The sequence below is a fragment of the Rhodococcus sp. MurmanLake-1 genome, from assembly GCF_056945715.1.
Window position 1 is genome coordinate 383,374 of sequence record NZ_JBWZNF010000003.1, and the last position, 26,426, is coordinate 409,799.

The 26,426-nt window shown below is 61.2% G+C and carries 21 protein-coding genes; 12 read left to right on the top strand and 9 right to left on the bottom strand.

Features of this window, described 5'->3' with window-relative positions; translation table 11 throughout:
• Window positions 1-162 precede the first annotated feature (162 nt).
• Both AC2ETI_RS11755 and AC2ETI_RS11760 read left to right on the top strand, forming a co-directional pair.
• Window positions 163-1,587: an outer membrane protein assembly factor BamB family protein gene (locus AC2ETI_RS11755; RefSeq protein ID WP_483633937.1), complete on the top strand. Its 1,425-nt coding sequence runs from the start codon at window positions 163-165 to the stop codon at window positions 1,585-1,587.
• A 256-nt stretch (window positions 1,588-1,843) separates the two neighbouring features.
• Window positions 1,844-2,161 carry a hypothetical protein gene (locus AC2ETI_RS11760; protein ID WP_134771713.1) on the top strand — a complete coding sequence of 106 codons (318 nt, stop codon included), beginning with the start codon at window positions 1,844-1,846 and terminating at the stop codon, window positions 2,159-2,161.
• Between the two features lie 66 nt (window positions 2,162-2,227).
• Here the strand turns inward: AC2ETI_RS11760 and AC2ETI_RS11765 are convergent, their stop codons facing one another.
• Complete coding sequence (locus AC2ETI_RS11765; RefSeq protein ID WP_483633938.1) at window positions 2,228-3,547, bottom strand: PucR family transcriptional regulator; 1,320 nt, start codon at window positions 3,545-3,547, stop codon at window positions 2,228-2,230.
• A 317-nt stretch (window positions 3,548-3,864) separates the two neighbouring features.
• On the opposite strand from AC2ETI_RS11765, the gene AC2ETI_RS11770 reads away from it, so the two are divergent.
• A complete protein-coding gene (locus AC2ETI_RS11770; RefSeq protein WP_264613894.1) occupies window positions 3,865-5,205 on the top strand; it encodes an MFS transporter in 1,341 nt (446 codons plus the stop codon).
• 257 nt (window positions 5,206-5,462) lie between these two features.
• Complete coding sequence (locus AC2ETI_RS11775; RefSeq protein ID WP_060938419.1) at window positions 5,463-6,773, top strand: NAD(P)/FAD-dependent oxidoreductase; 1,311 nt, start codon at window positions 5,463-5,465, stop codon at window positions 6,771-6,773.
• Between the two features lie 165 nt (window positions 6,774-6,938).
• Here AC2ETI_RS11775 and AC2ETI_RS11780 read toward each other — a convergent pair whose 3' ends face one another.
• Together AC2ETI_RS11780 and AC2ETI_RS11785 are read right to left on the bottom strand one after the other, a co-directional pair.
• A complete protein-coding gene (locus AC2ETI_RS11780; protein WP_020968453.1) occupies window positions 6,939-7,811 on the bottom strand; it encodes an alpha/beta hydrolase in 873 nt (290 codons plus the stop codon).
• Complete coding sequence (locus AC2ETI_RS11785; protein WP_483633939.1) at window positions 7,808-9,034, bottom strand: metal-dependent hydrolase family protein; 1,227 nt, start codon at window positions 9,032-9,034, stop codon at window positions 7,808-7,810. The genes AC2ETI_RS11780 and AC2ETI_RS11785 overlap by 4 nt, the downstream gene beginning before the upstream one ends.
• A gap of 98 nt (window positions 9,035-9,132) precedes the next feature.
• On the opposite strand from AC2ETI_RS11785, the gene AC2ETI_RS11790 reads away from it, so the two are divergent.
• Window positions 9,133-9,696, top strand: coding sequence for a TetR/AcrR family transcriptional regulator (locus tag AC2ETI_RS11790; protein WP_483633940.1), 564 nt, complete (start codon window positions 9,133-9,135; stop codon window positions 9,694-9,696).
• Window positions 9,697-9,941: 245 nt separating this feature from the next.
• Window positions 9,942-10,310 carry a cupin domain-containing protein gene (locus tag AC2ETI_RS11795; RefSeq protein WP_483633941.1) on the top strand — a complete coding sequence of 123 codons (369 nt, stop codon included), beginning with the start codon at window positions 9,942-9,944 and terminating at the stop codon, window positions 10,308-10,310.
• A gap of 26 nt (window positions 10,311-10,336) precedes the next feature.
• Here the strand turns inward: AC2ETI_RS11795 and recD are convergent, their stop codons facing one another.
• From recD to recC, 3 genes are read right to left on the bottom strand one after another with little or no spacing between them, the layout of a single operon-like run.
• On the bottom strand, window positions 10,337-12,205 hold the full coding sequence (gene recD, locus AC2ETI_RS11800; protein WP_046377941.1) for an exodeoxyribonuclease V subunit alpha: 1,869 nt from the start codon (window positions 12,203-12,205) through the stop codon (window positions 10,337-10,339).
• Window positions 12,202-15,519 (bottom strand): UvrD-helicase domain-containing protein, encoded by a 3,318-nt coding sequence (locus AC2ETI_RS11805; protein WP_483633942.1) that lies wholly within the window; start codon window positions 15,517-15,519, stop codon window positions 12,202-12,204. The genes recD and AC2ETI_RS11805 overlap by 4 nt, the downstream gene beginning before the upstream one ends.
• 3 nt (window positions 15,520-15,522) lie before the next feature.
• The gene (gene recC / locus AC2ETI_RS11810) at window positions 15,523-18,804 is read right to left on the bottom strand and encodes an exodeoxyribonuclease V subunit gamma (protein WP_483633943.1); all 3,282 of its coding nucleotides are present in this window, start codon (window positions 18,802-18,804) and stop codon (window positions 15,523-15,525) included.
• A gap of 97 nt (window positions 18,805-18,901) precedes the next feature.
• Here recC and AC2ETI_RS11815 point away from each other — a divergent pair, with 97 nt between their 5' ends.
• From AC2ETI_RS11815 to AC2ETI_RS11830, 4 genes are all read left to right on the top strand, one after another.
• Window positions 18,902-19,735: an ABC transporter ATP-binding protein gene (locus AC2ETI_RS11815; protein WP_483633944.1), complete on the top strand. Its 834-nt coding sequence runs from the start codon at window positions 18,902-18,904 to the stop codon at window positions 19,733-19,735.
• The gene (locus AC2ETI_RS11820; RefSeq protein WP_060938425.1) at window positions 19,732-20,562 is read left to right on the top strand and encodes an ABC transporter permease; all 831 of its coding nucleotides are present in this window, start codon (window positions 19,732-19,734) and stop codon (window positions 20,560-20,562) included. The genes AC2ETI_RS11815 and AC2ETI_RS11820 overlap by 4 nt, the downstream gene beginning before the upstream one ends.
• Entirely contained in the window at window positions 20,559-21,356 is a 798-nt protein-coding gene (locus AC2ETI_RS11825; protein WP_042950824.1) for an ABC transporter permease, read from the top strand. Before AC2ETI_RS11820 ends, AC2ETI_RS11825 begins: the two co-directional genes overlap by 4 nt.
• A gap of 78 nt (window positions 21,357-21,434) precedes the next feature.
• Entirely contained in the window at window positions 21,435-22,517 is a 1,083-nt protein-coding gene (locus AC2ETI_RS11830; RefSeq protein WP_020968444.1) for an ABC transporter substrate-binding protein, read from the top strand.
• Window positions 22,518-22,529: 12 nt separating this feature from the next.
• Here AC2ETI_RS11830 and AC2ETI_RS11835 read toward each other — a convergent pair whose 3' ends face one another.
• Window positions 22,530-23,129: a TetR/AcrR family transcriptional regulator gene (locus AC2ETI_RS11835; protein ID WP_205907418.1), complete on the bottom strand. Its 600-nt coding sequence runs from the start codon at window positions 23,127-23,129 to the stop codon at window positions 22,530-22,532.
• A 118-nt stretch (window positions 23,130-23,247) separates the two neighbouring features.
• On the opposite strand from AC2ETI_RS11835, the gene AC2ETI_RS11840 reads away from it, so the two are divergent.
• Window positions 23,248-24,195: an alpha/beta hydrolase family protein gene (locus AC2ETI_RS11840; protein WP_483633945.1), complete on the top strand. Its 948-nt coding sequence runs from the start codon at window positions 23,248-23,250 to the stop codon at window positions 24,193-24,195.
• A 17-nt stretch (window positions 24,196-24,212) separates the two neighbouring features.
• Here AC2ETI_RS11840 and AC2ETI_RS11845 read toward each other — a convergent pair whose 3' ends face one another.
• Entirely contained in the window at window positions 24,213-24,569 is a 357-nt protein-coding gene (locus tag AC2ETI_RS11845; protein WP_070385858.1) for a hypothetical protein, read from the bottom strand.
• Between the two features lie 125 nt (window positions 24,570-24,694).
• Between AC2ETI_RS11845 and AC2ETI_RS11850 the strand changes: the two genes are divergently transcribed.
• Window positions 24,695-25,129: a cupin domain-containing protein gene (locus tag AC2ETI_RS11850; protein WP_113682127.1), complete on the top strand. Its 435-nt coding sequence runs from the start codon at window positions 24,695-24,697 to the stop codon at window positions 25,127-25,129.
• Here the strand turns inward: AC2ETI_RS11850 and AC2ETI_RS11855 are convergent.
• Window positions 25,118-26,323, bottom strand: a complete 1,206-nt coding sequence (locus tag AC2ETI_RS11855) for a cytochrome P450 (RefSeq protein ID WP_483633946.1) — start codon at window positions 26,321-26,323, stop codon at window positions 25,118-25,120. The genes AC2ETI_RS11850 and AC2ETI_RS11855 overlap by 12 nt on opposite strands.
• Between the last annotated feature and the right edge of the window lie 103 nt (window positions 26,324-26,426).

Consider the following 26,426-nt stretch of genomic DNA (forward strand, 5'->3'; position numbering starts at 1 on the left):
CCGAGTTTTTCACTACGCAGCGACGGTTCTCAGCCTCTTGGTCGGAGACAAACGCTACCCGGCCCTGACGCGGTAAGCCGTGGGATCGATTTCGCGATCGACATCGAGCCGGCCGTCCGCGAAACGAACCGATCAGTTTGCTCGATCGGTTACGGTCTTTCGATGCAGCTTCGGTTGAAGGAACACTGGAAACTGGTCGCCCTCGGACTGGCGTTGATCGTGGCGATCGCGTTCATCGTCGTATCGGCACTCTCCGACTCCAGTGAGGCGGCCTCGCCGAAGCAGAAGATAGGCGGTCCGATCGTCGAGCAGGGCGTTGTCGACATGGACCTCTCCGATCCTCCGCAACAAGCTTGGGAACTCGATGTTCGAACGCTCACGGACAACTCCGGCGACGTACTGCTGTCGATGCCTTCCGGCCTCGATAGCTACTACGGCTACGGCAACACGTACCAAGTCGGTGACGTGCTGGTGGCTGCGACTGCTTATCCCCTTCCCAAGACCGACGAGTCTTCGTCGAGTCAGGGAGTCGGTGCCGTCACACTGGTCGGTGTGAATCCCGACGACGGAAGTCCGCTGTGGAAAACGCGAATCGGCGGAGTCATCGGCCAGTGCAGTCAGCAGAACGAATCCACGATCATCGCGTGCTGGGGCGATCGACGGATGATCTTTGTAGATACCGCGACCGGAACTCTTATGTCCGACCTCGGAACCGACTTCGATCTCAATGGCGCCGTCATCACCGGAGACACCGTGTACACGTCCGGCGAAAGGATGGACGGAACGATTCGAACACGAATTCTCGCCAGCGGCAACACAACCAACTTAACGGCCAACTTCGTTCGCACCTTCGAACCAAGTGAGAAGTTCGGGGCCGTCTACACGGTCCCTCACACCGACACTGTCATTGCGATGGAACAGGGCGATGGCGGGGACCCACAGTACCGCTATCGAATCTACGATCTGGATTCCGGCACAGAACGATTCAGATTCGAGGGTGATTCGCTTGCCCCGGCCGGGAACGGATTGTTCCTCACCAGTGTCGGAGGCAGATCAGGCTATGTGGGAACCCAAAACCTCTTGGCTTCAAATGGATCTACGATTCGTGCGATACCGATTCCCTCGTACTCATCGTCGTCCTACCCAAGTAAGTCCTCGACGGGCCTGCCGATGTTTCTCGGCGACGGCGCCTACGACCCGAATTCCGGTGACGAACTTTGGCGCAGTTCACAAATCGTCAACACCGCGATGGCCGGGACGGGAAGCGCCATCGCCGCGGTGGTAGGAAAAACAATCCTGGTCACGTCTCCCGAGACTCGCACAATCTCGGGTCTCGACATCGAGAGTGGCCGACAGTTGTGGCAAACGCCCTGGCAAGACGCGTACTGGGTTCGCAGCGGGGTAACCGATGGCGACCACTTCGTCTTCAGCGACTACACCGGCATGCACGCGATCCGGGCTCGCGACGGAAAGATGATGTGGTCGGTTCCCCTTCCCCCAGAAGTTGATCCACGCGGAGTCGTCGTCTCGAATGCCGGCAAAAACGTGTCGTTCTCCTGGCAGAACCATTTCACCGTTTGGCGTTAGGCCGGCAACATCACCGATACCGTGTCGTACTGACCAGCCAGTTCAGCAGCAAGCAAATGGCTAGACGTGCAGCATCAATGGCCACAATCCAGTCTGGCGCGTTTGTTCAATTTCGGGGGAACGATCTCGAACAACTGCATATATCTCCGCGACTCCAATTTCGGAAAGATCAGACCAGACCTGCAGTCAAGGGGTGCGTAAAAATCGCACCGGCTCAGGTATCTGATCCAATCCAACCGTAAAGGGAGCCAACGGGATGGACGCGAAATCCCCTGTGTGCAGTCGGCAACAAATTGTCCAGTTTGCGCGCAAACATCTGCGTACCGGGGGACCGAACTCAGACCAAATTCGTCGTCATTTCGGTTTGCAAAAACGCGCGTTCTTCACGCAGCTCGACACCCATCTGGACGATTCTGCACTTTCAATGCCCGAAAAAGTTGCACTCCGCCGCATCTGCCGACAGGAGGATAGAAGGTGCCCGATCAAACGTATGAACGTCTCAGCAGGTCAAGCCAACCCACCCCGGCCGATGTACGACGCGCTTCCTTTCCCACCCCAGAACCATCATGCTTGACGATCGAAAGCCCCAAACTACGTTGAGCCGCTGGATTCTTCCGCAGTCCCCTCTTCTCGGTTGGGATCATCGGAGATCTAACAACCGCGCGACTTTCAGACTCAAATGCAATGCCAACCGGTCGTCGCCGTTTGCCAAGTCTGCGCGTGTTATCTCCTGAATTCGCCGCAAACGATAGTACAAGCTCCCTCGATGCACACAGAGCGCCTCGGACGTTCGCTTTACGTCACCGGCATTGTCCAAAAAGCTCTCCAGCGTCGCGAGAAGAGCCTCACTTTTTGAGTCCTCATGGCTGAGCAAGGACTGCAAACCTGAGTGAATACTGTTCTCGAGTCGATCCTCCGACAGTTCGGCCAGAAGTCCGTAGACGCCGAGATCCCGATAATGCACAACATTTCCGAGCACCTTGACGACCTGGGCTACATCTGCGGAGCGTCTGGACTCTTCGTAGGATTCGCGCACGTCTGCAACCGAGGTTCGCGGTTCACCGATACCAACCCAACATTCGATGTTCTGGCGCCCACTTTCAGACAAGACTCGCTCCCGGGCTGCCACGATCAACGAGTCCAGATGGGTTTGAGTCGAGCGTTCGGCCACCGATACGATCAACAGACTGTGGTCGGGGCGGTCGAGTTGGATTGCACTGTTCCGCGGGAGCCTCCGCCGAAGCTGATCGACGCCGACGGCAACACTCAGACGATCTCTTTCGGTCAATGTCGACCGGTCCACGGGACGAAGCAACATAGTGACCGCGACTGCTGGACCCGCAGCCATCAAGCCCTCATCAGCCAATCTGCTTGCCGCGTCCTCGCGCAGCGACCGCTCGCCAGACAGTACGTCTCGAGTAAGTTCCCGCTCCCGACTTCGGGACAACTCGTCCAGCAACTGTTCGCGATGAAGGATCATCGCCGCCGCATCAGCCGTGCGCCTCAAGACCTCGGCTTGATCCTCGTCAACTTCGCCCTCTGAAGTCAACAGCCAGACGAAGCCCAGCAGCGCATTGCGGTACCGGATCGGCATCCCGACCCGGCCAAGGGTCAGCCCTAGTTCTTCGTTGACGGGAACAGTGAAGAGATCGAGGGCTTCACGGCCTCCACTCGCATAGATGAAGTCCACAATCTCGCGTGAAACATTCCGCTGTAGAACGGAATTCATTCTGACTGAATCGACGGCACTGTCATGCGAGTTGTACGCGAGTAGACGGATCTGTGCATCGTCGATCGCAACGGAACGGTCCAGTCGTCGCCCGGTAGTATCCACCAAATGCTGTAGTTCTCCGGCCATGGTCGAACTGTACGAGCCACGCTCGCCGTTTTGCAACATATGACTAAATTCGTCCGCGACAATTTGAACGAATGACAGTGATGCAACTAACTTTCGCGCCATAAGCTCGCTTCATGCCGAAGCACATGAGACCCGGAACGTGTTCGCTCGGCCCGCGACCAGGCATACCCAGCAACGATAGGTTGCACGACAGCGACGAGATTCGTTGCAGCCGTGAGATTTGCGTTGAGGGCCGAAGCCAGCCGACACGCTCTCGCGTGAGAAAGCGTCGTCCCTGATCCGGAATCGATCGCAACCTCCGTTCGCCAGATCAACGTGGGTCCGGTCGGCCTCTTTCAATTTCGCATGCCTCCGAACGACATCGGCCACCGTGACGTCGCAAAACCGTTGCTATTCAGCATATCCCGAGAGGAATCATCATGACCGGCACAGCAAATGCTCCTGTAGAGCATCAAACCGAGACGTCACCCGGACGTCGATCGGCGCGCCGTAGGGCCCTGATTGCCGGCGCGACAGGCAACATCGTCGAATGGTTCGATTTCACGATCTACGGTTTCACTGCCGCAGTTCTCGCGACAGTGTTCTTCCCTCCAGAGTTCGGCAGTGGCGCACTGCTTGCCACCTTCGCTCTTTACGGAGTCGCATTCTTGGCCAGACCTGCCGGCGGCATATTCTTCGGAAGACTGGGTGACCGCCTCGGCCGACGGAGGTCACTGTCCCTGGCTATTACGCTCATGGGCTGCTCGACAGCGGCTATCGGCCTCCTACCGACCTACGCTTCGATCGGTGTTGCAGCACCGCTGTTGCTGCTGCTCTGTCGCTTGGTTCAAGGATTCTCGGCCGGCGGCGAATACACCGGAGCGGCAACCTTCGTCGTCGAGCACGCGCCGTCTCACCGCCGAGGCTTGTACGCAGGGATTATCAGCTCTTCGTCGTTCGTCGGCAGTATCTTGGCCACGGTCACAGTCTTGTCATTCAGCTTGGTCGGCATTGAGTCCTTTGCCGACGGGGGATGGCGTTGGCCGTTCATCATCGGAGGCGTTGTCGCCATGGTGGGACTGTTCATGAGGCTTGCGGTCGAGGAAACTCCGGCTTTCAAGGAAATGAAAGAAAACGATTCCCTTCCAACCCGCCCTCTCACAGATCTGTTCCGCAATCACTGGCGGACTCTGCTCACGTCATTCGTGTATTTCGCCTCGCTCGGTGTCGTTACTCATATGCTGCTCGGCTACATGCCGACATTTCTGATTCTTTCAGCCGACGTTTCGAGCACGGTGGCACTGCTGATGACAACCGGCGCTTTGGTTCTCGCAGTCCCGCTGTTCATCTTCTTCGGCGCTACGGTCGACCGAATCGGCCGGAGACCTCTCGTCAGAATCGGCATGGTGATGTCAGTTTTCGTTTCGGTGCCCAGCTACATGCTCATTGGCACCGGAAACATTTTCGCGATTGCCATTGCACTGGCTGCTCTGGTCATCGCGCTTTCCCTACTCGCGTCCGCTTTGCTCGTAATCCTCGAAATGATGCCGACGCATGCTCGATTCACCGGCACGGCGATCCCCTACAACATCGCATATGCACTCTTTGCAGGAACTGCGCCGCTGGTGTGCGCAGCACTGGTCAACGCCACTGGAAGCGATCTGTCGCCTGCCTTCTACGCGACCGCCATCGCTTTGATCGCACTTCCCATTCTGTGGCGAGGGATTCCGGAATCGAAAAACTGGTCTGCCACGCGGGGCAGCTCGACGAAACATTTCTGACAACGGACGCGCCACGGCCGTGATTTTTTGAGCAGCTGTCGATAGCGTTCCGATGGCCGCCACGAGAGAGTTGAGGACGACGGACACCTCTGGACTTTCAGGTACCAAATCCATTAAGGCAGAGCCGAATCCGAGAAGTCGGGATGCGGGTCTCCAGAGGAAGTCGACGGCGTCGGAATTACCAGAACCCAAGCTCGCCGGATCGAATAGCTGTGCTTTCGATCCGGCGAAGCCATCAGTAGAAAGAGGGGCCGAAAGTGCCTACCGACAAGACCGATGCAGTTGTGGTCGGAGCTGGAGTGATCGGCAGCTCCATCGCCTACGAACTGGCCGCTCGAGGCTACGAAGTCCTGGTCATCGACAAGTCTGGTGGTCCGGGCTACGGCTCGACCAGTGCATCCAGTGCGGTCATCCGGTTCAACTACTCCACATTCGACGGTATGGCTGCGGCTTGGGAGTCGCTGCATTGCTGGCAAAACTGGAACGAGCATCTCAACGCGACAGTCGACGGCGCGCTTGCGAAGTTTCGGCAATGCGGGATGGCACTGCTCGATGTCGACGTCGCACCCCACGCGCGCACGATTGGACTGTTCGAGAAGATCGGAATCGACTACCAACTTTGGGACGCAACGACACTCGTCGAAAAGATTCCCGGTATCGACGCAGGTAAATACTATCCACCGAAGCCAGTCGACTCGGAGTCCTTCTTCGCAGATGCGGAAACCACGCTCGGCGCGCTGTACACACCGCAGGCGGGGTTCGTCGACGACCCGCAACTGGCAGCCGCGAATCTTGCTGCGGCAGCACGTTCGCACGGTGCGGTTTTCGCATACAACACGCGTGTGGTGGCAGTCGAGCAGTTGCCTGACGGCACCTGGCAGCTAGGGCTCGACGACGGGGAAAGTGTGAAATCCAAGATTGTCGTCAACGCCGCCGGCCCCTGGTCAGGAGCGTTCAACAAGCTGTCGAATGTCGGGTCCGACTTCAAGGTTTCGGTTCGGCCCTTGCGTCAGGAAGTCCATCACATCACCGCACCCACTGAGTACAACGACGACGAGATCCTCGGCCCGATGATCGCCGATTTGGATCTCGGAACCTACATGCGAGCCGAACCTGGAAACGGTTTCCTCGTCGGCGGAACCGAACCGGATTGCGATCCGCTCGAGTGGATCGACGATCCTGATACCGCAAACCCGAATCGCACTGTTGCCCGATTCGAAGCGCAGGTTTTCCGCGCCGCCAGGCGTTTCCCCACCCTGGAGGTCCCTTCACAACCGAAAGGTATTGCCGGCGTGTACGACGCAGCGTCTGACTGGACCCCGATCTACGACAAGACAGACAGACAAGGTTTCTACGTCGCCATGGGCACCAGCGGGAACCAATTCAAAAATGCGCCCATCGCTGGGCGCCTCATGTCCAGGATCATCGACGAAGTGGAAGCTGGACACGATCACGACGCTGATCCCCTGACCTATGTCGGGATGCACACCGGGCTCGAAATCGACCTCGGCGCATTCTCCCGCCTTCGGGCACCCAATGCCGAGTCGACCGGGACGGTCATGGGTTAGAAGTGTTGTCCGGCTTGGAGAATCGATAGCCGCGACAACTGAAGAGACACGGCTGTGGGTGTCCACCACGTGGTGGACACCCACAGCCGACTTCTCCTTCAACGGCGTCTACGGAAAATCGCCCTAGAACGTGTCAGCGGCACATCGTCTCCGGGACGGAGAGCTCTAACGTGCATGGCAGGTCTTCAAGTAGCTCAGGAACGATGCCTGCAGCCCGGTAACGTGCGTCTCGTGCAACAACGCGGTCGAAACATCCTGCGACCGTCCCTTGCCATGCAACTGCTCCACGACGGCGAGAACGTTGCGTGACAGTCCGCGATAGATCGGAATTGGTCCAGTCAGTTCGGCTTCGTTCAGCGTAACGTGCAGCTGCGGCACAACTGAGCCCACGCCACGCTCGGGCAGCGCCTCGACCAGTGTGTGGATCTGGCTGTCAGCGTTCACAACTCCGGGACTACCCGCACCGAAGGTCGCGAATGGGGGCGCGTCGCGCAGCCATGCGTAGAGGGCGAAAAGGCCTCCGTACGAGTACCCGAAGAGTCCGTGCCCGGACTCGCTGACACGTAGCTCCGACGAGTACAGGCGAGGGTGGAGTTCGTTGGTCAGGAAGTCGAGGAAGACGTCCCCGTGGGTGTCTGCCAGCTCCTCGAGGTAGGCGTCCACGTACTCCTGGGTCATTGCACCCGAGTCGCGAGCAGCGGCAAGAGTAGCCATCATTTCTTCGCCTACCGGTTCCCCAGGCGGCACGAGATCGCGGTTGCGGAGCCGTGCCCAGTTGGCGGCCTCCTCACCGGCATATCCGACACTGACCTGAATGTACGGGGCGACCGTCAGGTACGGGTCTGCCTGCGTGACGATGAGCGGGGCGGTAAGACCTACAGCCCAGTTGCCGTCCATCACGTAGATCAGCGGTAAGGGATCCGTGGAGTCCGCGTAGCCGGGGGGTGTGGTCACCCAGACGCCGTAGCTGTGCCCCGACTTCGCCGTTATTTCGAAGTACTCCGTGTCTGCAAAACATCCGTGCAGCATTGCGCTCATCGAACGTCTCCCTTGACGATATTGCCGGACTTCACGACGAGAGCAGCCATGTCCGGATCGGCGAACACCTTTGCGTCTCGGAGTGGGTCTTGCTGCCAGGCAACCATGTCCGCCTGCATACCGACGCGGATAGTCCCGACGGTTTCCCCGATACCGAGAATGTCGGCATTGACGCTGGTGGCCGAAACGAGTGCATGCATCGGCGACTCCAACTCCGCGCGCAAGCGCAACTCCTCACCTCGGCGCTTTTGGTGCGGCCCGATGAGGTCCGAGCCCAGGCCGATCCTCAGGCCTGCTGCGCGAGAGGCCTCGAGCGCTCTGGCCATGCGTTGACGCACTCCGGCTGCACGCTCTCGTATTGCCGGGTCCAGGTCCATGCTTTCGGTGTCCGTCAACTGCTCCACCACGGCGAAGGTGGGGACCAGAGCCACGTCGTGCTCGCGCATCAAATGGGCAGTCTCCGCGTCGATGTCGGTGCCGTGTTCCACGCACCGCACTCCCGCCCGCACTGCGTTGCGAATGCCCGCATTGTTGTGCGCATGGACCGTGACGTAGGTGCCGCGCGACGCTGCTTCTTCCACTGCCACGGAGATTTCCTCGACGGTGAACTGTGTGTCGGTGAGGCGGTCATGGCCTCCGACGACACCGCCGGTGACGCACAGTTTCAGAAATGTGGCCCCTCGGCGGAACGACTCGCGCACGTTGCGTCGTAGCTCGTCGGCATTACCCGACATCAAGGACAAGGCGCAGAGCCCTGGAATGTGGTGCATGTTCCACAGCTCGGTCGGCTCCCATGCGGCCCCGTAGTAGCCGTGTCCACCGGTCTGGCACTGCACAGGACCACACGAGAGGACACGCGGACCACGCACCTTGCCGCTCGCAATAACGTCGACGACTCCGCCGTCGATGCCACCGACGTCTCGCACCGTGGTGAAGCCCGCGTCGAGGGCATCGCCCGCGGTGGCGAAGATGCCCGCAGCCAGTTCCGCTGCCGAGAGCTCAAACCCGAATTGCCTTCGGATCGGACTCGAAATACCCAGGTGGACATGAGCATCGATCAGCCCCGGAGTCAGAAGCATGCCGTCCAAGTCAACTGTCGTCGAACCCGACGGCGCCTGTCCGATCGCGGTGACAATGCCGCCACTCACGCACACGTCGACTTCGACCGGGTCGGTACCCGATCCATCCGCGACCATGCCGCCGGCAAACCATACGTCAGTCAAAGGGACCTCCCGAGCATTAGAAACCACTCTCCTAAACACTGGTGAATTCGATATGCGGTACCGTACTCAACAGTGGTGAACCCGTCAATGGAGGTAGCGTGAGATCGCCGGTTGGGGAGGGTCGAGAGCGACTGTTACAGGCGCTGTTCGACGAGTTCGGTGAAACCGGCCCAAGTCCGAAGCTGTCGATGCGCCAAGTAGCGGAGCGACTCGGCGTGCACCACACGCTTCTGACCTATCACTTCGGATCACGACCAGGTCTCCTCAGCGCCGTACTGTCGGAAGCGCGCCGCCGTGACAACCTCGTCATCGCCGCGATGGGCAAGGATCTCGGGTTCGCGGCCCTGTGCAGGGCGATCTGGAGTTTCTACTCGAACGCCGAGCATGAAGATCGAAGCCGCACCTTTTTTCACCTGGCCGGACTTGCGGTGTACGAGCACAAAGCATTTCAAGATTTCGCCGCCGACCTCGACGACTTGGCTCATCTCCTTGAAGCGGCAGCCCTTCGCGAAGGATTCACAGTGGTGGATGCAAAGCAGCAGAGCATCATCGCAACCGCATGTCTGCGAGGACTGTTGCTGCAGAAATTGCTCACCCCCGACGCCGAGGTCGACGCGGCAGCCGAGTGCTTCATCACCTCGTTGACAGCGTCCACCACGTAAGGCCGCACAACCGATCACCCTCGTTCGAAATCACGGACGGGGGCGGTTTTGTCATGGGCTCGGGCCCGTTTCGGCGTCAGCTGGCTCCCTCAACCCCGGCCAAGTGGTGGGTGATCGCACTTTCGACATCTGTACGAGCGAAGTGCCGAAAGATGCGACAAGTGAACCTATCCCGACCCAGCAGACACACGACATCATCGACAAGTCCGATGATTCACATGAGTTTCGAAAGTCAGGATTGAATTGTGACCATTACCTTCCGTGCCGCAGAGTTGAACAGCGCAAGTGGGATCTTCCAGCAAGCACTGCTCGGCCAACCCAGTGCAGAGCCACTCGGCGGAGACATCATCATTCGTGCAGATGTCGAGTTCACCAGTGACGACGGCCGCATTCAATCCGGAGTCTGGGAGAGCGAACCGGGAAAGTCGCGGTGGGAGTTCCTCACCCGCGGCGAGATCATCACCATCGTCTCCGGCGCCATGACCGTCGAGGAGGACGACGGCGATCCCGTACATCTCGTTGCCGGTACGAGTGCAATCTTCCCAATCGGATGGAAGGGTACGTGGACGGTCACCGAGACCGTACGCAAGGTGTTCGTCGTATACAACGAATGACCAAGAGAATCCGCACCATCCGACTTTCACGGCCCGTCGTACGGACGGATCTCCCGACGCAGCCCACTTGCCCTGAGCACCTGTCGCTGAACTCCCGCCCTCACGGAATCCTCCGTGCCGATTACCCTCACATGGTTTCTGGCGCGAGTGATCGCCGTGTACAACAACTCCCGGGTCAGTAGTGACGACGCTTCGGCCGGCAGCATCACCGATACCGTGTCGTACTGGCTGCCCTGGCTCCGGTGAATCGTCATCGCGTAAACGGTCTGCACCGACGAGAGTTGACTCGGGTGAATCAGAAACGCATCACTCCCCCGCTGGAATGCGGCAATAGGAACGCCATCCTCACGCTGCACGATCACCCCGGCGTCCCCGTTGTAGATCTTGGCCTCGTAGTCGTTGGCCGTCACCAACAGGGGTTGACCCGGATACCACCTCGTCGGGTCCAGGAATTGCCCTGATGCCGTGCCGACCCACTCCATCGCCTGCTGCGCCCACCGCCCGACACCGTACGGTCCGTCACGGTGCGCGCACAAAAGACGGTGCGATTCCAGTCCTTTCAGGGCGCCGATCGCATCACCCTCCTCAGCCGACCTCGTCACCACCTCGGAACTCACAACGATATCGGTGCGCAATGCGTCAACATCCTCGGGAGAGTGGAAGGAGACGGCGGGATCGCCACTACGCAGGATACGCAGAACCTCAGCGGAATCTCCCGCTCGCACTGCCCTGGCCAACGACGCGATGGTTCCGTCGAAGCGGCGCCCGCGTGAGAGTTGAATGATCCCGCCCCGCAGACGATCCTGCTCGTCCACACTCAGGGACTCTTCGGAACCGGTGGCCGTGAGATCGTCACCCACCAACTGTGTCAGCGCCGGATTTCCACTGACTTCTACCGGGCGGGCGACAAGGTCAGCAAGAACAGCGCCGGCGTCGACGGAGGTCAACTGATCGGGATCGCCGACGAGCAGTAGCCGGGCATCGGGGCGAACGGCTTCGAGCAGGCGCGCCATCAAGGTGAGGGAGACCATCGACGTCTCGTCGACGACGACCACATCGTAGGGAAGTCTGTTGGTCGCATTGTATTTGAAGCGGCTCGAACTCCCCCGCTGCCAACCGAGTAGCCGGTGCAGGGTCATGGCCGCGAGTTCTTCGGGAAGGCCAAGGCTCGCGGTCTGCTCACGTACGGACTCTTGCAGACGTGCTGCGGCTTTACCCGTCGGTGCGGCCAGCCCGATGCGAGCATTCGAACCCAGCTCCTCCGACAGGAGAGCGAGAATACGTGCGACCGTATGGGTTTTGCCGGTTCCGGGCCCACCGGCGATGACCGTCGTCCACTGTGTCGCGGCGAGAGCAGCGGCTATCCGTTGACGATCAGGGCTGGTGGTCGGCCCCTTCTCGTCTACGAACAGCGAATCCAGGCGCGTTCGGACCGCTTTCAGGTCGGCGGGCGGCCACGTGGACGCACGCTCGTCGAGCACTCGCCGAATCGTCTGCTCCTGCAGAAAGTACCGATCGAGGTAGAGAAGCTCACCGTCGTCCGTGTCGACCAACCGGAGGGGCCTGAGCGGTCCGGCGTTGCCGCCGGTCACCAGAGGGCTCAGCCGAAGGGCGGCAACGATCTCCGACGGTTCGGGCCACGGCAACGACGTGAGTTCGTCTTCCGTCGCATTGTCGACGCTCACGTCGCGCATCCGTCGTAGATCGAGGCACACCGAACCTGATCGCACGGCCCGAACTGCCAACGCCGCGGCCAGCATCACTTCTTCGGAAGTTTCACCGCCCAGGCTGCACACTCTCGTCGCGACATGAACATCGGCGGCAACCAGAACCCCGGCTTCGTTGAAGATTCGCACGATCCCTTTGGCGCGCTGCGCCAATTGCGCCTCGGTCATCGAATCTTCTCCCCTACTGTGTGGGACGCATCAAGACCGGCCAGCAGATCCGATAGTTCAACCGTCAGCTGAGCAGGCGGTTTCCATTCGAATACACCACATTCCGGCGGACTGTCCGGGCCGAGCATCCCCCGCACGAATTGATACTGCGCGCCTCCGAGATGGTGATGCGGATCGTAGTCGGGCAGTCGCCACCGCAGATATCGATGCAGCGCAACCGAATACAGCAGTGCCTGCAAGGGATAGTGCGAGCGCATCATCTCCGTCGCCATGAGTTCGCGCGTGTAGTTGGCAGCCGTCAGATCGCCGCGGCCCAGCCGATTTGTCTTGTAGTCGACGATCACGAACGACGGGCCCGGGATCCGCAAGACGGCGTCGATACTGCCCGTCAGGAACCCGCGCATCGGTGACGTCTCGACACGGTCAAGATGGTCGGCGTACGACGCCAGAATGTCGTCCGGGGGAAGGTGGCGCCTCAACAGTTCCGACACTCCGCGAAGTGTGACACTCATCGACACCGGATCGTCGCCACCGGCCAGTGGGAGTTCGAAATCGAGTTCGGGAAGACGATCTTTCGGCGCGATCGTGGCCAAGGTTCCGAATCCCAGTGGAGTCTGCATCACCAGCAACAACGCATCCGCGAGTGCTTCGGAGTCGACTTCGGCCGCCCGAACCGAGACCGCCTCGGCGCAGCGTATACGGAGTTCCGCTCTCAGGTCTGAAGCAGCCGTGTCCACCACCTCGAGCACTTCATGCACCAGCGTGCCGAATGCGGCGCCCGCCGGAAGGCCGTTCATCGGTGAAGGCAACGCCTCCAGCGGCGAGGGGGTGACGGTCCCGACGTCTACGGAATCCTCTGGCTCGTCGTCCTTTTCGGGATCCTCTACCTCACTGTCGGTGCTCGTGACCGCGTGGTGCGCTCCGGCGGTCAGTGCCGAGTACGACGTACGACGCCAGAGAGTGTCCAGGTCTCGATCGAAACGCGCCGCGGCCAGTTCGGTCACGTTCGCGGCTGCACCGGACCACTGGACGGGCGACGGTGGATGTGGACCAACAGGTTCCACCGAGATCACATCGGAAGCTGCTGCCGGCCACGTCGCGAGTCGTGCTGCGGTTGTACCGTCGTCGAGCACCTTCACTACCCGAGCAGGTTCGGCGATGCCGGGTGTACGTCCGAGCATCAACCGGTGCAGTGGCGAGCGTGAGGTCCCGTAGCTTGGCGCCCACCAGAGCACTAGTTGGCACTGCGCCCGGGTCAGCGCCACGTACAGCAGCCGCAGTTCTTCGCCCGCTTCTTCAGCCTCCGCAACAGTCTTTCTGGCGTTGTGCCCCGGGCCTTCCTGCCCACCGACGTCGAGGATGCGGCGCCCATCCGGATCGTGCAACAACTGCGTCGGAGAGTTGAAGCCGCCTACGCTCTCCCAACTGAACGGGACGTAGACGATCGGGAATTCGAGCCCTTTGGTGGCGTGCACGGTTGCGATTTGTACAGCGGCAGCATCGCTGTCGAGGCGACGGCTTCTGTCGGTGGCACTCCCGGACGTCGGGTCCTTGATCCGGTCGGAAAGCCAGCGAACCAGTGCGCTCAACCCGAACGCTTCCTCGGTGGCGACGCGGCCGAGAAGTTGTGCGACGTGCCGCAGATCGGTGAAATCTCGTTCGCCGGACGAGGCCGCGAGTACACGCTTCTCCAGATTCGTTTCGGCGGAGATCCTTTCGAACACGGCCGCGAACCCGACGCGTGCGAACAACCCGGAGTACGAGCGCAGTTGACCCGCGAGTTCCGCGACGACGTTGTCGCCATCGACGTCCAATTCTTCGGCGGTGCGCCCGAAAATCGGAGAGAGGGCGGTCAACCGGACGCGATCAGACCGGTGTGGCTGCTCGATCGCCTGCAGCAGCCACAGCCACTGTGTTGCGCTGGGTGTCGCGAAAACACTGGAACCGCCGGTCAATACGGACGGTACACCTACGGCATCGAGGGCATCGCGAATCATCGCCACCTGCTTGTGGGTGCGCACCAATACCGCGACGTCTCCCGGCTCGACCGGGCGCGGATCACCGTCGACTGCCAAGCGGGCATCGCTGCCCAGCAGTCCGACCACGTCTGCTGCGACGTCGTCGGCGACGCGACTGCGAAGTCTGCCGACGGCCGGAAATCCCGAACGATTGAGCGGTCCGGCTCCGGTACGCGGCAGATGGCGTACACGCATCGGCACCGGGCCGGACAACCGAGACTTCTTGTGCGAAGCCTCTACTGGATGCGCGACGATGCCCTCGTTACCCAGTGCGGCGCCGCCGTAGAGGTGTTCGAGTGCCGCCAACAACCCTGGATCGCTGCGCCAATTGGTGGTCAACTCCTGGTGCGCATCCGCCTGATTGACCGCATCGAGATAACTCAGGACTTCTGCCCCGCGGAACGCATAGATGGCTTGTTTGGGATCACCGACCAGGACCAGGGTGGTGTGACCGTGGAAGGCCAACCGCAGAATGTCCCACTGCAACGGATCGGTGTCCTGGAACTCGTCGATCAGCACGACCTTGAACTTCTCGCGCACCCGACGGCACGCGACGGGGCCGTATTCCGGATCCGTCAACACGCCGTGCAGCAGCGTCAGGAGATCGTTGAAGTCGCGAATTCCTTTGGTCCGCTTACGTCGTTCAACCTCGAGACGAGCAGCCGCCGCGAACAGGACTCGCTGACCGGGAGCGGTCTCCTCCTCGCCGTCGGGTTCGAGAATTGCCTGGCCATCGCCGACTGCGCTTCGGGCAATGGCCAGCGCGTCCTTCGTGGAAAACGGTGGAGACGAGTCCGTCCGGCTGTAGCGGCTGAGGTACAAATCCGAGACGACCTCACTGATCAGGTCGTCGACCGACTCCACAAAAGTTGTGTCGGGTTCGCGTTCCCCGGCGATGCCGAGTCCGTCGAGCATCCTCTGACAGAAACTGTGGGTGGTCGTGATGGTGCCGGCGTCGAACTCCGCGAGAGCGCGCAGGAGTCGACGACGCCGCACGCCGATCTCCTCGTCGTCAGCTGTGGCGAGGTACGACACCAGATCATCATCCGACCGCCTCGCCGCCTCCGGGTCGACCAGAGCGGCGGACACTCCGGCGAACCTCTCCCTGGCACGCTCACGAAGTTCCTGAGTGGCGGCCCGGCTGAATGTCACCAGCAGAACTTGCGAAATGTCAGCGAGACCTTCGGCAACACAACGGGTTGCGAGTCCGACGATCGCGTAGGTCTTGCCAGTTCCGGCGCTCGCTTCCAACACCGTGGTGCCGGTCGGTAGCGGCCCCAAAAGGTCGAAGTCCACGGGTTACTCCGCTCTTTCGTTGGTCAGCAACGGATCCCACAGTCGTCGGGCGAGAACTCCGAATCGAGTCGGTTCCTCGGCCCAGACGAATTCGTCGTCCGACGGCGGATCCGCGGCCAACTCCGCCAGTGTTCGAGCTTCTCCGAAAACGTAAGCGTTGCTCGGATCGATCATCTCGCCGTACTGCCCCGTCCACTGGGTGTCCGCACCGTTTGTCGCATCGTCGACCGACTCGCCACCAAAGCGTCGGCGCGCATATTCGGCTGAAGTAGCGGCCCACATCGGCAACGGACGCTGCAGCCCCCGCTCGCGTAGGTCCACCAGTTGCTGCAGGATCTCGACCGCATTGCCTGGCGCATCGAGCACCGACCGTGCCGCTGCTATCTTTCCCCTGCCCCGTCCGATGGAGACTGCATCGAGCGCACCGGGTCGTCCGTGTGCTTTCAAGGCGAGCAGGTTTATCCAGGCCGTCATCCGATGTTTCGGCGCCAGTGAGGAATACGACGCCCGCACCACTGAATTGCCGTGCACACCGGTTACCGTTCCGGTGAGACGACGCCCGTCACCGAGGTCGATGTCGACGTCGACAGCCTCGGAGTCGCCCTCGAGGTGTGGCAATGCAAGACCGGCAAGTTGGTCTACCACCCACTCGACGTTGCCCAGAACCGAGGCGCCCAGGTTGTAGGGCGGCAAAGTACCGCGGCGCCACTCGGCTGCACGGAAATCCGCCGAGCTGCGTCCAGCCAAGCGCGAGAGAAGCATTCGGTCACCCAGAGCCCAGGTGGACAGTGGATCGAGCTCGGTTGCCAGCGAATCCGCGATGTCGTCGTCGAGTTCCGGTACCCGGACGCCGAGGCGTTGGCGCAGAAAACCACGGGCGGGGTGTACGAGGAAGTTCACCAGGTCGGCAAGGTTCACTTCCTTCGGATGCACCTCGAGTAGCTTGGCCGACAAGACTGTCGGCAATTCGATCGGTGTTCCGGCAGCAGCCCTGGCACCGGCCAGCGCTGCCGTGTCGAAGCTGAACGGCTGATCCGGCGAGAAGTTTCGATTGTCGAACGACTGCAACGGGTGTCGAGTCAGCACCCCGTTGATCGCTTCCGGGCCCACCGTCGCACTGAGTACGTCGAGGAGGCCACTGAGGGGGATCGCCGGCGGTCTGACGACACCGGTGACCGGATCGGCACCGGTATACAACAGAATCAGATGCTCACCCGCAGACATCACGGCATCGAGAAGCAGTTGCCGGTCTTCACTGCGCAGATCACGCTCCCCCACAACGGGATCACGGGACAAGATGTCGTCGCCGTCGACTCCACCGGTTCGAGGGAACACCTCGTCGTCGAGTCCGATCAGAACGACCACGCGATGCGGCACCGAACGCATCGGAACCATCGTGCACACCGTCAGTTCGCCGGTTCGGAAGTTGGCACGCGTAGGTCTGCCCGCGAGGCTGCGCGAGAGCATCGCGCGAACATCGGCCAGACGTAACATCGTCTCTCCGCCGAATTCGACAGCAGCTACAAGTTCGCGGTGGGCCCCCGCGCTCTGCCAGGAATCTGCGGGCGCTGTGTCGGTCAGCAGATCCAGGGCCCGCATCAGCACACGAAGCCATTCGGCCGGTGAATGTGGGCCGGCAAGATCGCGAAGCGAGACGGCCAGGCGATCGACGAACTCTGCGAAACGTCCACTCAGGTCGATGTCTGTGCCGTCCACGTCATCGAGTGGTAGCGCGAGATCCAGCCAGGCATTTTCCGATTCGTCCGCGCTGACCCCCAACAAGATTCGGTCCATGGCGGTGTTGAAGGTGTTCTGCGGAAATGCATCGAGACCGAACGTGGCACGCTGCCGACTACCGATTCCCCAGCGAGCACCCGCTTCCGTCGTCCATTCCCGCAGTCTTTCCAACTCGTCTTCGCCCCACGAAAAACGTGTGCGGACAGGATCAGCCGCTGCCAGGTCGAGAACCTCACTGGCTGTGGCCCGGCCGTCGGCCAATTCGAGGAGAGAGCCGAGAACGGCCAGGACAGGATTGGTCTGACGTAATCCGCGGTCTGCCAGCCTTACTCGAAGAAGGTGCCCCGGATGGCCATGGACGCCTTGCCCGAATGCAGCACGAACCAAGGGTGCGTACGTTTCGACGTCCGGGCACATCACGAGTACGTCGCGCGGCTGCAATGTCGGGTCGTCCTCGAACAATCGGAGCAGACATTCGCGGAGCACCTCGACCTGCCGTGCCGGCCCGTGGCAAGCGTGGACCTGAACTGTCCCATCCGGTTCCGCTGCAACGCTGGGAGCACGATCTGCGATGACATCGGCCTTGACCGTCGCCAGGAGGGATTTCGGGCCGGCTGGTTCGGGAAGATGCACCGACTCGAACTCGGCGGCACCGAGGCTGATCTGAAGTTCACGAACGTCGCGAGCAAGACTCGACAGCAACGGATTGGCAGATATCAGCGCTGACCCGTCTTCCGAACGTCGAATCGTGCTCTCACTTCGAGGCGGTATGCGCGAGCTCATCTTGCTCCACAGCGCGGGGCTGGGATGCGGGAGCCAGATGTGCACGTCCCGATTCGCACTGAGTGCGCTCAAGATCATTCGCTGATCGACCGGCAGCCGGGTCGGCCCGAAGACCGACAGACGTTCCGGTAGGTCGACCAAAGCCGGGTCCTCGACCAGCGCGCGGCTCACTTGCCCCAGTCGCTCTACGGGCCCCGGAACGTCGATCTTGTCCGCGACGATGCACCACAGACGTGCCTGCCATTCGAAATCCTCCGACAGCGCCAATCCGTGTCCGTCGGTCAACCGCCCGGCGGCCCAGTCGATCAGCATCTGCGGGCGTTGCGCGGCATAACTGCGGAAGAGTTCGGTGACATGTGTGGCGGAGGCAAACCGTCGACCTTCACGATGGCCTTCGAGATGTTTCGCCAGTACTCCGCACCAGGGCTCGCCGAGGGACTCGTCGATCACGTCGAGAACCGTCCACACCAATCGCGTCGGCGACCATGGGTCGTCGTCAGCCGTGATTCCACTGACCGCGGCCACGGACTCCGCGACCAGGCGCGCGGGTGAAGGAAACGCGATGTTCGCAGAAATTCCGTCCACTGCTGACGGTCCGGACGTGCCTAGCTGGGAGGACAGCCGCTGATTGAGCCAACGCTCGACGCCCTTGGCCGGCACCGCAACAGTTTCCCGGGCGAATGGATCCGACAGCGGTGTACGGAGGAGCGTGGCCAACGCCGAGACCAAGGTGTCCGAACGCTCGGCCCGGTACAACTTCAGCAATCTTCGCTCCCCTCACTCCGTCCAGACGTCCATCTCACCACGGCGCTGTGACAGGAGACGCCGAACCAGCCTCACGCAGCGGTGACGCGCAGGCAACATGACCGCAACCGGACGTTCGTACTGTGCGGGAATGACCAGTCCCGTCACCACACCTCGCCCCGCTGGAACCGGTCTCGACATCTCCGGCCTCGGCAAGACCTTCGAGATGGGTCGTCGGTCGGTGACCGCGCTGACCGACGTGTCCCTTCAAACCAGCGAAGGCTCCTTTCTGTCTCTGCTCGGGCCGTCCGGATGCGGGAAGTCCACCGTTCTCCGCATCCTTGCGGGCCTCGACACTCCGACGTCGGGAACAGCACTTGTCAACGGACAGTCGCCCGCCGAGTTACGCAAGCGCCGCGAACTCGGAATCGCCTTCCAGGATTCGGCTTTGCTGCCGTGGCGGACGGTGACCTCCAACATCAAACTGCCGCTTCAGGTTGCCGGCATCGATCCCGACCCCGACCAGATCGCCGACCTGATCGCTCTCGTCGGCCTCGAAGGATTCGAGAAGGCCAAGCCCGCTCAATTGTCCGGCGGTATGCGTCAGCGCGTGTCGATCGCACGATCGCTCGTGGTCAAGCCGAGTGTCCTGCTACTCGACGAACCCTTCGGCGCACTGGACGACATGACCCGCCAACGGCTCAACATCGAATTGCTCAGGATCTGGACCGAGAAACCGGCGACCACGTTGATGGTGACTCACGGAATCGCCGAAGCCGTGTTCCTCTCCGACGTCGTTGCCGTCATGACGCCGAGGCCCGGACGCGTCCTCGAAGTCGTGCCGATCGACCTGCCGCGCCCGCGTACTCCCGAGATGACGCGTACACCCGAGTTCCACGAGATCCACGACTACCTCTCCGGACTGCTCTTCGGAAAAGCAGGCGTCGCATGACAATTACCGATATCGAGAACGTCGCGACCGCGGCGGCGCAGCCATCTGTACCGCGCCGGATCCGATTGAAGCGTCCAACGTGGTTCGGCGGTGCAGTCGGCATCTGCGGACTGATCGCTCTCTGGTGGATTCTGGCGGCGGCCGGTGTTGCGGGAGGTACGATTCCGACGCCGTGGGTGGTTGTCTCGACGATGTTCGACGACGGTTGGTCGCTCTACGGACCCAATTTCACCGTCACGGCTTCCGGTGCGCTGCAGGGCTTTCTCTGGGGAAATCTGCTGGCGATCACGCTTGCCGTGCTTGTCGTCCTCATTCCGCCCATCGAGGGATTGGCCACACAATTGGCGATCCTGAGCTACTGCACACCGCTGTTGGCGCTTGGCCCAATCATCCTGGTCGTCTTCGGCGGCCGGACCCCCACGATCTTTCTCGCCGCGATGTACTGCTTCTTCACCACGATGGTCGGCACACTCGCAGGCCTGAGATCGGCAGACAAGACGAGCCTCGATCTCGTTGCCGCCTACGGTGGTGGGCGTTGGCAGAAGTTCACCAAAGTTCAATTGGTGAGCGCACTTCCGAGCACCTTTGCCGCCCTCAAGATTGCTGCACCCTCGGCCGTACTGGGTGCAATTCTCGGTGAGTATCTCGGCGGGGTGGACAGCGGGATCGGCGTCGCACTCACGGCCGCTCAGACGTCGTACAACGTCCCGCGAACGTGGGGAATGGCCATCGCCGCCGCCTTGCTGGCCGGCCTGGGATACGCCGTCGTCGCAGCGATCGCCCGGCTCGTCACCCCGTGGACGAACGCTCCGGGAGCACAGAAATGACCGCGGTACGAGGAACATTGAGATTCCTCGCTCCGATTGCCATCGCCTCGGCGCTGTTGCTTGTCATCTGGGTGGTCTTCCTCAACACCTTCCCCCAGGTCGGCCCGCGTGTGGGAAAGACGCCGGCCGACGTCTGGGAGTACCTGTTCTCCGGTCCTAAGTCCGCCGACGCTCGTTCGGGCATCATCGACAACCTGTTCATCACTCTGCGCGACGCCGGTGTCGGCTTTGCCGTCGGAATGACTGCCGCGCTCGTGGTGGCATCGATCTTCGTCGTTTCCCGCACTGTCGAACAGACTTTCATGCCCGTTGCAATGCTTCTACGATCTGTTCCTCTCGTTGCGATGACCCCGATCATCGTCCTGATATTCGGCCGCGGAATCGTGGGTGTGACGGTCATGGTTGCGATAGTGGTGTTCTTCCCAGCCCTCGTCATGATCATGGTCGGTCTACGTGCCGCTCCGGCTCAGGCACAAGACCTCATAGCTGCGTACGGTGGGAGTCGTTGGACCGCATTGCGAATGGTGTCCGTACCGTCCGCACTTCCGGCGGTGTTCGCCGCCGCTAGGGTGTCAGTGCCCGGCGCTTTGATCGGAGCACTGATCGGCGAATGGCTCGGTAGCGGTCAAGGCTTGGGTTCGAGCATGATCAAAGCCATTCCGCGCTACCAGTACAACGAATTGTGGGCATCTATCGTGGTGATCACCGTGGTGTCGATCGTCCTCTACGCCGTGGTCGGGATCTTCGAAAGCATCGCTCTGTCTCGCTTCGGTCCTTCGGCGGGCAAGTCGTGACATCTGTTAACACGACCTCAACAAACTCTCTCTCCCAAGCAAACTGAACGAAACCGACTGGCCCTAGTGTTCCGATTCATGACGCCATTCAAGCCCGTCCGCCAGCTGGACCGCAGGGCCTTCTTCCGCTACTCCGCGCTGACCGGCATCGCAGTCGCCGGTAGTGCGTCATTGCTCGCGTGTAGCAGTGACTCCAGCAGTTCGAGTGGCGGAACCACGGACGACGGTTCCGAATTCGGAACAGTTGCAGTGCAGTTGTCCTGGATCAAGAACATCGAGTTCGCCGGCGAGTACTTCGCTCTCGACAAGGGGTACTACAAGGATGCCGGGTTCGGGAATGTAGACCTGGTGGCAGGTGGCGCAGCCGGTACCGGCGTCGAAGCCGGCTTGGACACCGGCAAGGTGTGGATCGGAATGTCCGCACCGCAGCTCACAGCACCCGCCGTACTCGACGGACTGGAGGCAAAGATCGTCGGGGCGACGTTCCAGAAGAATCCGTTTGCGATTGTCAGTTCCGCTGCGGCACCGATCAACTCACCGCAGGACATGATCGGCAAGAAGATCGGCGTCCAGGATTCCAATCAGCTCGTCTTCGGAGCTCTCCTGGCAGCAAACGGCCTGACCGAAAGCCAGATGACGATCGTGCCCGCGCAGTTCGATCCGAGCCCCCTGGCAAACGGCGAGGTGGACGGCTGGGTCTCCTACGTGACCAACGAGCCGATCACACTGGCCGCCAAAGGTTTCCCCAACGCCCACTTCCTCTTCGCGGACTACAACTTGCCGTTGGTCGCCGAATCGTTCACGGTTCTCCAGTCCACCATCGACAACGAGAGGGACAAGCTCAAGGCATTCCTGAAGGCCGAGATCCAGGGATGGAAGGATGCGGTCGCTGATCCGGCAGAGTCGGCGCGGCTTGCCGTCGAGGTCTACGGCAAGGACCAGAACCTGGAACTCGAAGAGCAGATCAAGGAAGCCACCGCACAGAACGATCTTGTGGTGTCGGCAGATACCAAAGCAAACGGGTTGTTCACGATGACACCCCAACTGATCGAACAGAACATCGCGGCACTGTCGAAAGCGGGGCTGGAGATTACGGCGGACCAACTGTTCGACATGTCGATCCTCGAAGAGGTGTACGCCGAGAATCCGGAGTTGATCTGACTGAGCCGAGCGTCAACGAACCTCTCGCGCGAGTACGCCCGAGATGAATAGTTGTACAAGGACCTCGGCCTTGTACCGGGCATCGGACCCAGCACCGATACAAAGGTTCCCGATGCCTTTGAGCACGTTGTACGCATCGACCCGCGAAGCAGTGCCAACAGACTCGAGCGCTGCCTCCAGGAGGGAGCCACATACCGGGACGAGGCGGTCGACGAAGTAGGCGTGCAGAGCGTCGGACCCGGCGCTGTCTCCTTGCAGTGCGCCGGCGAGCCCGTGCTTGGTGACCAGGAGCTCCACGAACAAAGCCACCCATGCCCGCAAAGCCGCCTCCGGCGTTGCACTCTCCGCGAGCATCTGTGGGCCCGCGTCCGCACACGCCTCGACTTGGTGTCGGTATACGGCGACCACCAACTCGGGGCGCGTCGGGAAGTGGCGGTAGATCGTCCCCATGCCGACGCCGGCCTTCGCCGCAATCTCCCGCACCGGAGCGTCGACTCCGGACTCTACGAACACTGCTGCCGCCGCGTCGAGCAGCGCCTGCTCGCTTCGACGTGGGCGACCGACTTGCTTGGGAGAGGCGACGCGCGACTGCTCGTCCTGGGCATCAGCCATGTGCACTCCTCGCTGACTCACGACATATGTTTGCATTACGGAACAACGTTCCGTAATGTTGCGGAGCGACGCTCCGATAATCAGTATCGCAGGGTGCAGCCTCAGCAAGGAACTTGCCATGACCTCATCAATGATCGACACGCTGAACGGCATCATCGGCGCCGGCACCCCGGTCGTCTCCGTTGCCCCCGTCGAGTTGTTCGCCCTCGATCGACCAGTCCCGCTGGAAGTACGTGTGTCTGCTCCGGCGGCAGGCACGAACCTCCCCGTTGTGGTGTTCTCCCACGGCAACGGGTGGAACCTCGATGGATACTCGCCACTCACGGCATTCTGGGCATCCCACGGATTCGTGGTGATCCAGCCGACACACCTGGACTCGCGCCGGAACGGTTTCGGGTTCGATCACCCGGTGTTCCCGACGATCTGGACCGAGAGGATCGCGGATCTCACACGCATCCTCGATCAGCTCGACACCATCGAATTTGCCGTGCCCGGACTTGCCGGCCGCATCGACCGCAGTCGAGTTGCCGCCACGGGCCACTCCTGGGGTGGGCAAACCGCTCAGTCACTCCTCGGAGCACGGATCTTCGACGAAGCCGGCCAGGTCGTCGGCCAGGACATGTCCGACAGTCGCGTCACCGCGGGAATCCTTTTCGCAGCAACCGGTCTCGGCGGCGAGAACCTACATCCGTTCGCGCAGGCGAACTTCCCGTTCATGCGCCCCTCGTTCCAGGAACTGACAACGCCGACACTCGTCGTCGCGGGCGACCACGACCAGTCCAAGATGTCCAGCCGCGGACCTGACTGGTTCACCGACGCCTACACGCACAGCCCAGGAGCCACCGACCTCCTGACCTTCTACGGTGCCGAGCACGCACTCGGCGGAATCGTCGGATACGAAGTCGCCGAGACCACTGACGAAAACCCAGAGCGGGTCGCCGCCATCCAACGGATGAGTACTGCCTACCTTCGGACCGCGTTGCGCATCGATGAGACCAGCTGGCCAGCGGCCCAGGCCGCATTCAGCGACAACGCCGACCCGATCGGCCGAGTCGGCACCAAGTAATGCGGCAGTGATCCAACTTATTGGCCGAAGTTGAACCTGAGATTCGCATTGATCAATGTATTGAGCCGCTTTCGCATCCTGACAACGTCCGACTCGGACGGTATCGGATCTTCGAGGAAGAGCGTCCAACGCAGCATCGTGCCGTTTCCGACCGCCTCGATGTCGAATCGGATGACGGCGTCGGGGCGGTCCGGCCAGATCGACGACCAGATCACCAGCCCCGGTTCTTCAGCCCTGACGATCTCCGGTGCGATCTCGCTCTCGAGAAGTTCCAGCCAGTGCCGGGCGGGCTGGCGGTACGGATCGATCAATGCCTCGAACATGAAGCGCGCAGGCGGCGGCTGGCTCCGGCGCCTCGTCGCGACTTGCTGCATGACACGAGCGTAACCGCCTCTCAAGGGCATACCTCTGCCTTCACCCTGCAAGATCCACGAAAACCGGGATAAATCGGACACTGTCGGAGGACACTCAGGAGCACATCCGTCTGGGAGGGCCGCTCATGCGTAAACGCCATCAGGTTCTGCTTGCAGTGTCCGCAGCGATCGGGCTGTCTCTGACGCCGATCAATGCGTCGGCAACACCGAGCACGGGAGTACACGGTGAAATCCTCGGGCAGGTGACTTTCGACGGCAAGGACTACATCCTGCGTCAGATCACCATCGACCCCGGCGGTTCCACCGGTTGGCACTTCCACGACGGGACGCTCTACGCACTGATCGCGCAGGGCACGTTGAGCCACTACCGATCCGATTGCTCCGTCGACGGGATCTACAGCGCCGGAAATACTTTGATCGAACCGAGCGGTTCAGATCATGTGCACATCGGAAACAACTCGCAGACAACACCATTGGTACTCGAGGTCGTCTACGTCAATCCGGCGGGCAGCGCCCTCTCCGAAGATGCTGCGCCTCCCAACTGCCAACTACCCGGCTGACGGCGCCGAAGCGGTAAACCGCACCGGCATCGATTCGAGACCGGACACGAAGTTGGCGGCACGCCGCTGCAACGGCGCGTCGGTGGCAAGTGCCATTCCCGGCAGCCTGGCGAAGAGTTGCTCGAACATGATCCGTCCCTCGAGCCTGGCCAGCTGATTACCCAGACAGAAATGCGTTCCGAAGCCGAAGGCCACGTGTGGATTCGGTGTGCGGCCGATATCGAACCGTTCGGCGTTCAGGAACACGGACTCGTCGAAATTTGCCGATTCGAAGAGCAGCAGCATCTTCTCACCCGCCTTCAGTTGCGCACCGAAGAAATCGGTATCACGGGTCAGAGTTCGAGCCATGTTCTTGATCGGCGAGGACCACCGCAACATCTCCTCCATTGCCAAGGGAATGGCATCGGGATCGTCGGCCAGCGCTCGATGCTGGTCCGGATGGCGCAGCAGCTGCTCCATGCCGCCGCTCAGGACGTGCCGTGTGGTCTCGTCACCGCCGATGAGTATCAGTAGGGACTCGTTGACGATTTCCTGATCGGAGAGGGCCTCGCCGTCGACCACACTGTGAATCAATGTGCTCACCAAATCGTCGGCCGGCTCGCTCCTCCGCTCGGCAATGGTTCGCATCATGTACGCGGTGAAGTCGACATACGCAGCCATCATGGCCTGCAGTTGCTCCTGGGAAGCGTTGCTTCCCAATGCCTTCACCAGATCATCCGACCACCGCAGAAACAACGCGCGTTCCTCGGGACGGACACCCAACATGTCGCCGATGACGGCCATGGGAAGTGGTGCGGCCAGGTCTGCGACGAAGTCGGCTTCTCCTTTCTCACAGACGGCGTCGATCAGTTGATCGCAGATCTCCCGGATACGGCCGGCCTTGGCTTCGACCTTCTTACGTGTGAAACCCGCGTTGACCAAGCGTCGACGCGTGAGGTGCTGCGGGTCGTCCATGTCGATCATCTGCGGCAACGGACCCGTTTCGGGGCGGATGCCGCCGGCGTTGGAGAACAGTTCGGGATCCCGCTCGGCTGCGACGACGGCGTCGTAGCTCGCGGCCGCGGTGATTCCGTTGGCGTCGTCTCGGTACACGGGCTCGTGATCACGCATCCAGGCGTATGCGTCGCGCACATTCCCGAGGTCTCCGCTGTAGAAGCGTCCGTCGATCAAATCGAAGGTCGGTCTGGTAGCCATCACTCCACCTCTCGCACAACCCTTGCCACAATAAGTAGAACCTGTTCCTATATAGCGTGGGGCGTTTTCACCGAAGCCGAACCGGAAAACCTCCAGAATCAGC

Bases quoted from the DNA above. Each gene is read 5' to 3' on its own strand.
- AC2ETI_RS11755 (WP_483633937.1), top strand. From the start codon at position 163: ATGCAGCTTCGGTTGAAGGAACACTGGAAACTGGTCGCCCTCGGACTG.
- AC2ETI_RS11760 (WP_134771713.1), top strand. From the start codon at position 1,844: ATGGACGCGAAATCCCCTGTGTGCAGTCGGCAACAAATTGTCCAGTTT.
- AC2ETI_RS11765 (WP_483633938.1), bottom strand. From the start codon at position 3,547: ATGGCGCGAAAGTTAGTTGCATCACTGTCATTCGTTCAAATTGTCGCG.
- AC2ETI_RS11770 (WP_264613894.1), top strand. From the start codon at position 3,865: ATGACCGGCACAGCAAATGCTCCTGTAGAGCATCAAACCGAGACGTCA.
- AC2ETI_RS11780 (WP_020968453.1), bottom strand. From the start codon at position 7,811: ATGAGCGCAATGCTGCACGGATGTTTTGCAGACACGGAGTACTTCGAA.
- recD (WP_046377941.1), bottom strand. From the start codon at position 12,205: ATGACCGAGGCGCAATTGGCGCAGCGCGCCAAAGGGATCGTGCGAATC.
- AC2ETI_RS11815 (WP_483633944.1), top strand. From the start codon at position 18,902: ATGACCGCAACCGGACGTTCGTACTGTGCGGGAATGACCAGTCCCGTC.
- AC2ETI_RS11820 (WP_060938425.1), top strand. From the start codon at position 19,732: ATGACAATTACCGATATCGAGAACGTCGCGACCGCGGCGGCGCAGCCA.
- AC2ETI_RS11825 (WP_042950824.1), top strand. From the start codon at position 20,559: ATGACCGCGGTACGAGGAACATTGAGATTCCTCGCTCCGATTGCCATC.
- AC2ETI_RS11830 (WP_020968444.1), top strand. From the start codon at position 21,435: ATGACGCCATTCAAGCCCGTCCGCCAGCTGGACCGCAGGGCCTTCTTC.
- AC2ETI_RS11835 (WP_205907418.1), bottom strand. From the start codon at position 23,129: ATGGCTGATGCCCAGGACGAGCAGTCGCGCGTCGCCTCTCCCAAGCAA.
- AC2ETI_RS11840 (WP_483633945.1), top strand. From the start codon at position 23,248: ATGACCTCATCAATGATCGACACGCTGAACGGCATCATCGGCGCCGGC.
- AC2ETI_RS11845 (WP_070385858.1), bottom strand. From the start codon at position 24,569: ATGCAGCAAGTCGCGACGAGGCGCCGGAGCCAGCCGCCGCCTGCGCGC.
- AC2ETI_RS11850 (WP_113682127.1), top strand. From the start codon at position 24,695: ATGCGTAAACGCCATCAGGTTCTGCTTGCAGTGTCCGCAGCGATCGGG.
- AC2ETI_RS11855 (WP_483633946.1), bottom strand. From the start codon at position 26,323: ATGGCTACCAGACCGACCTTCGATTTGATCGACGGACGCTTCTACAGC.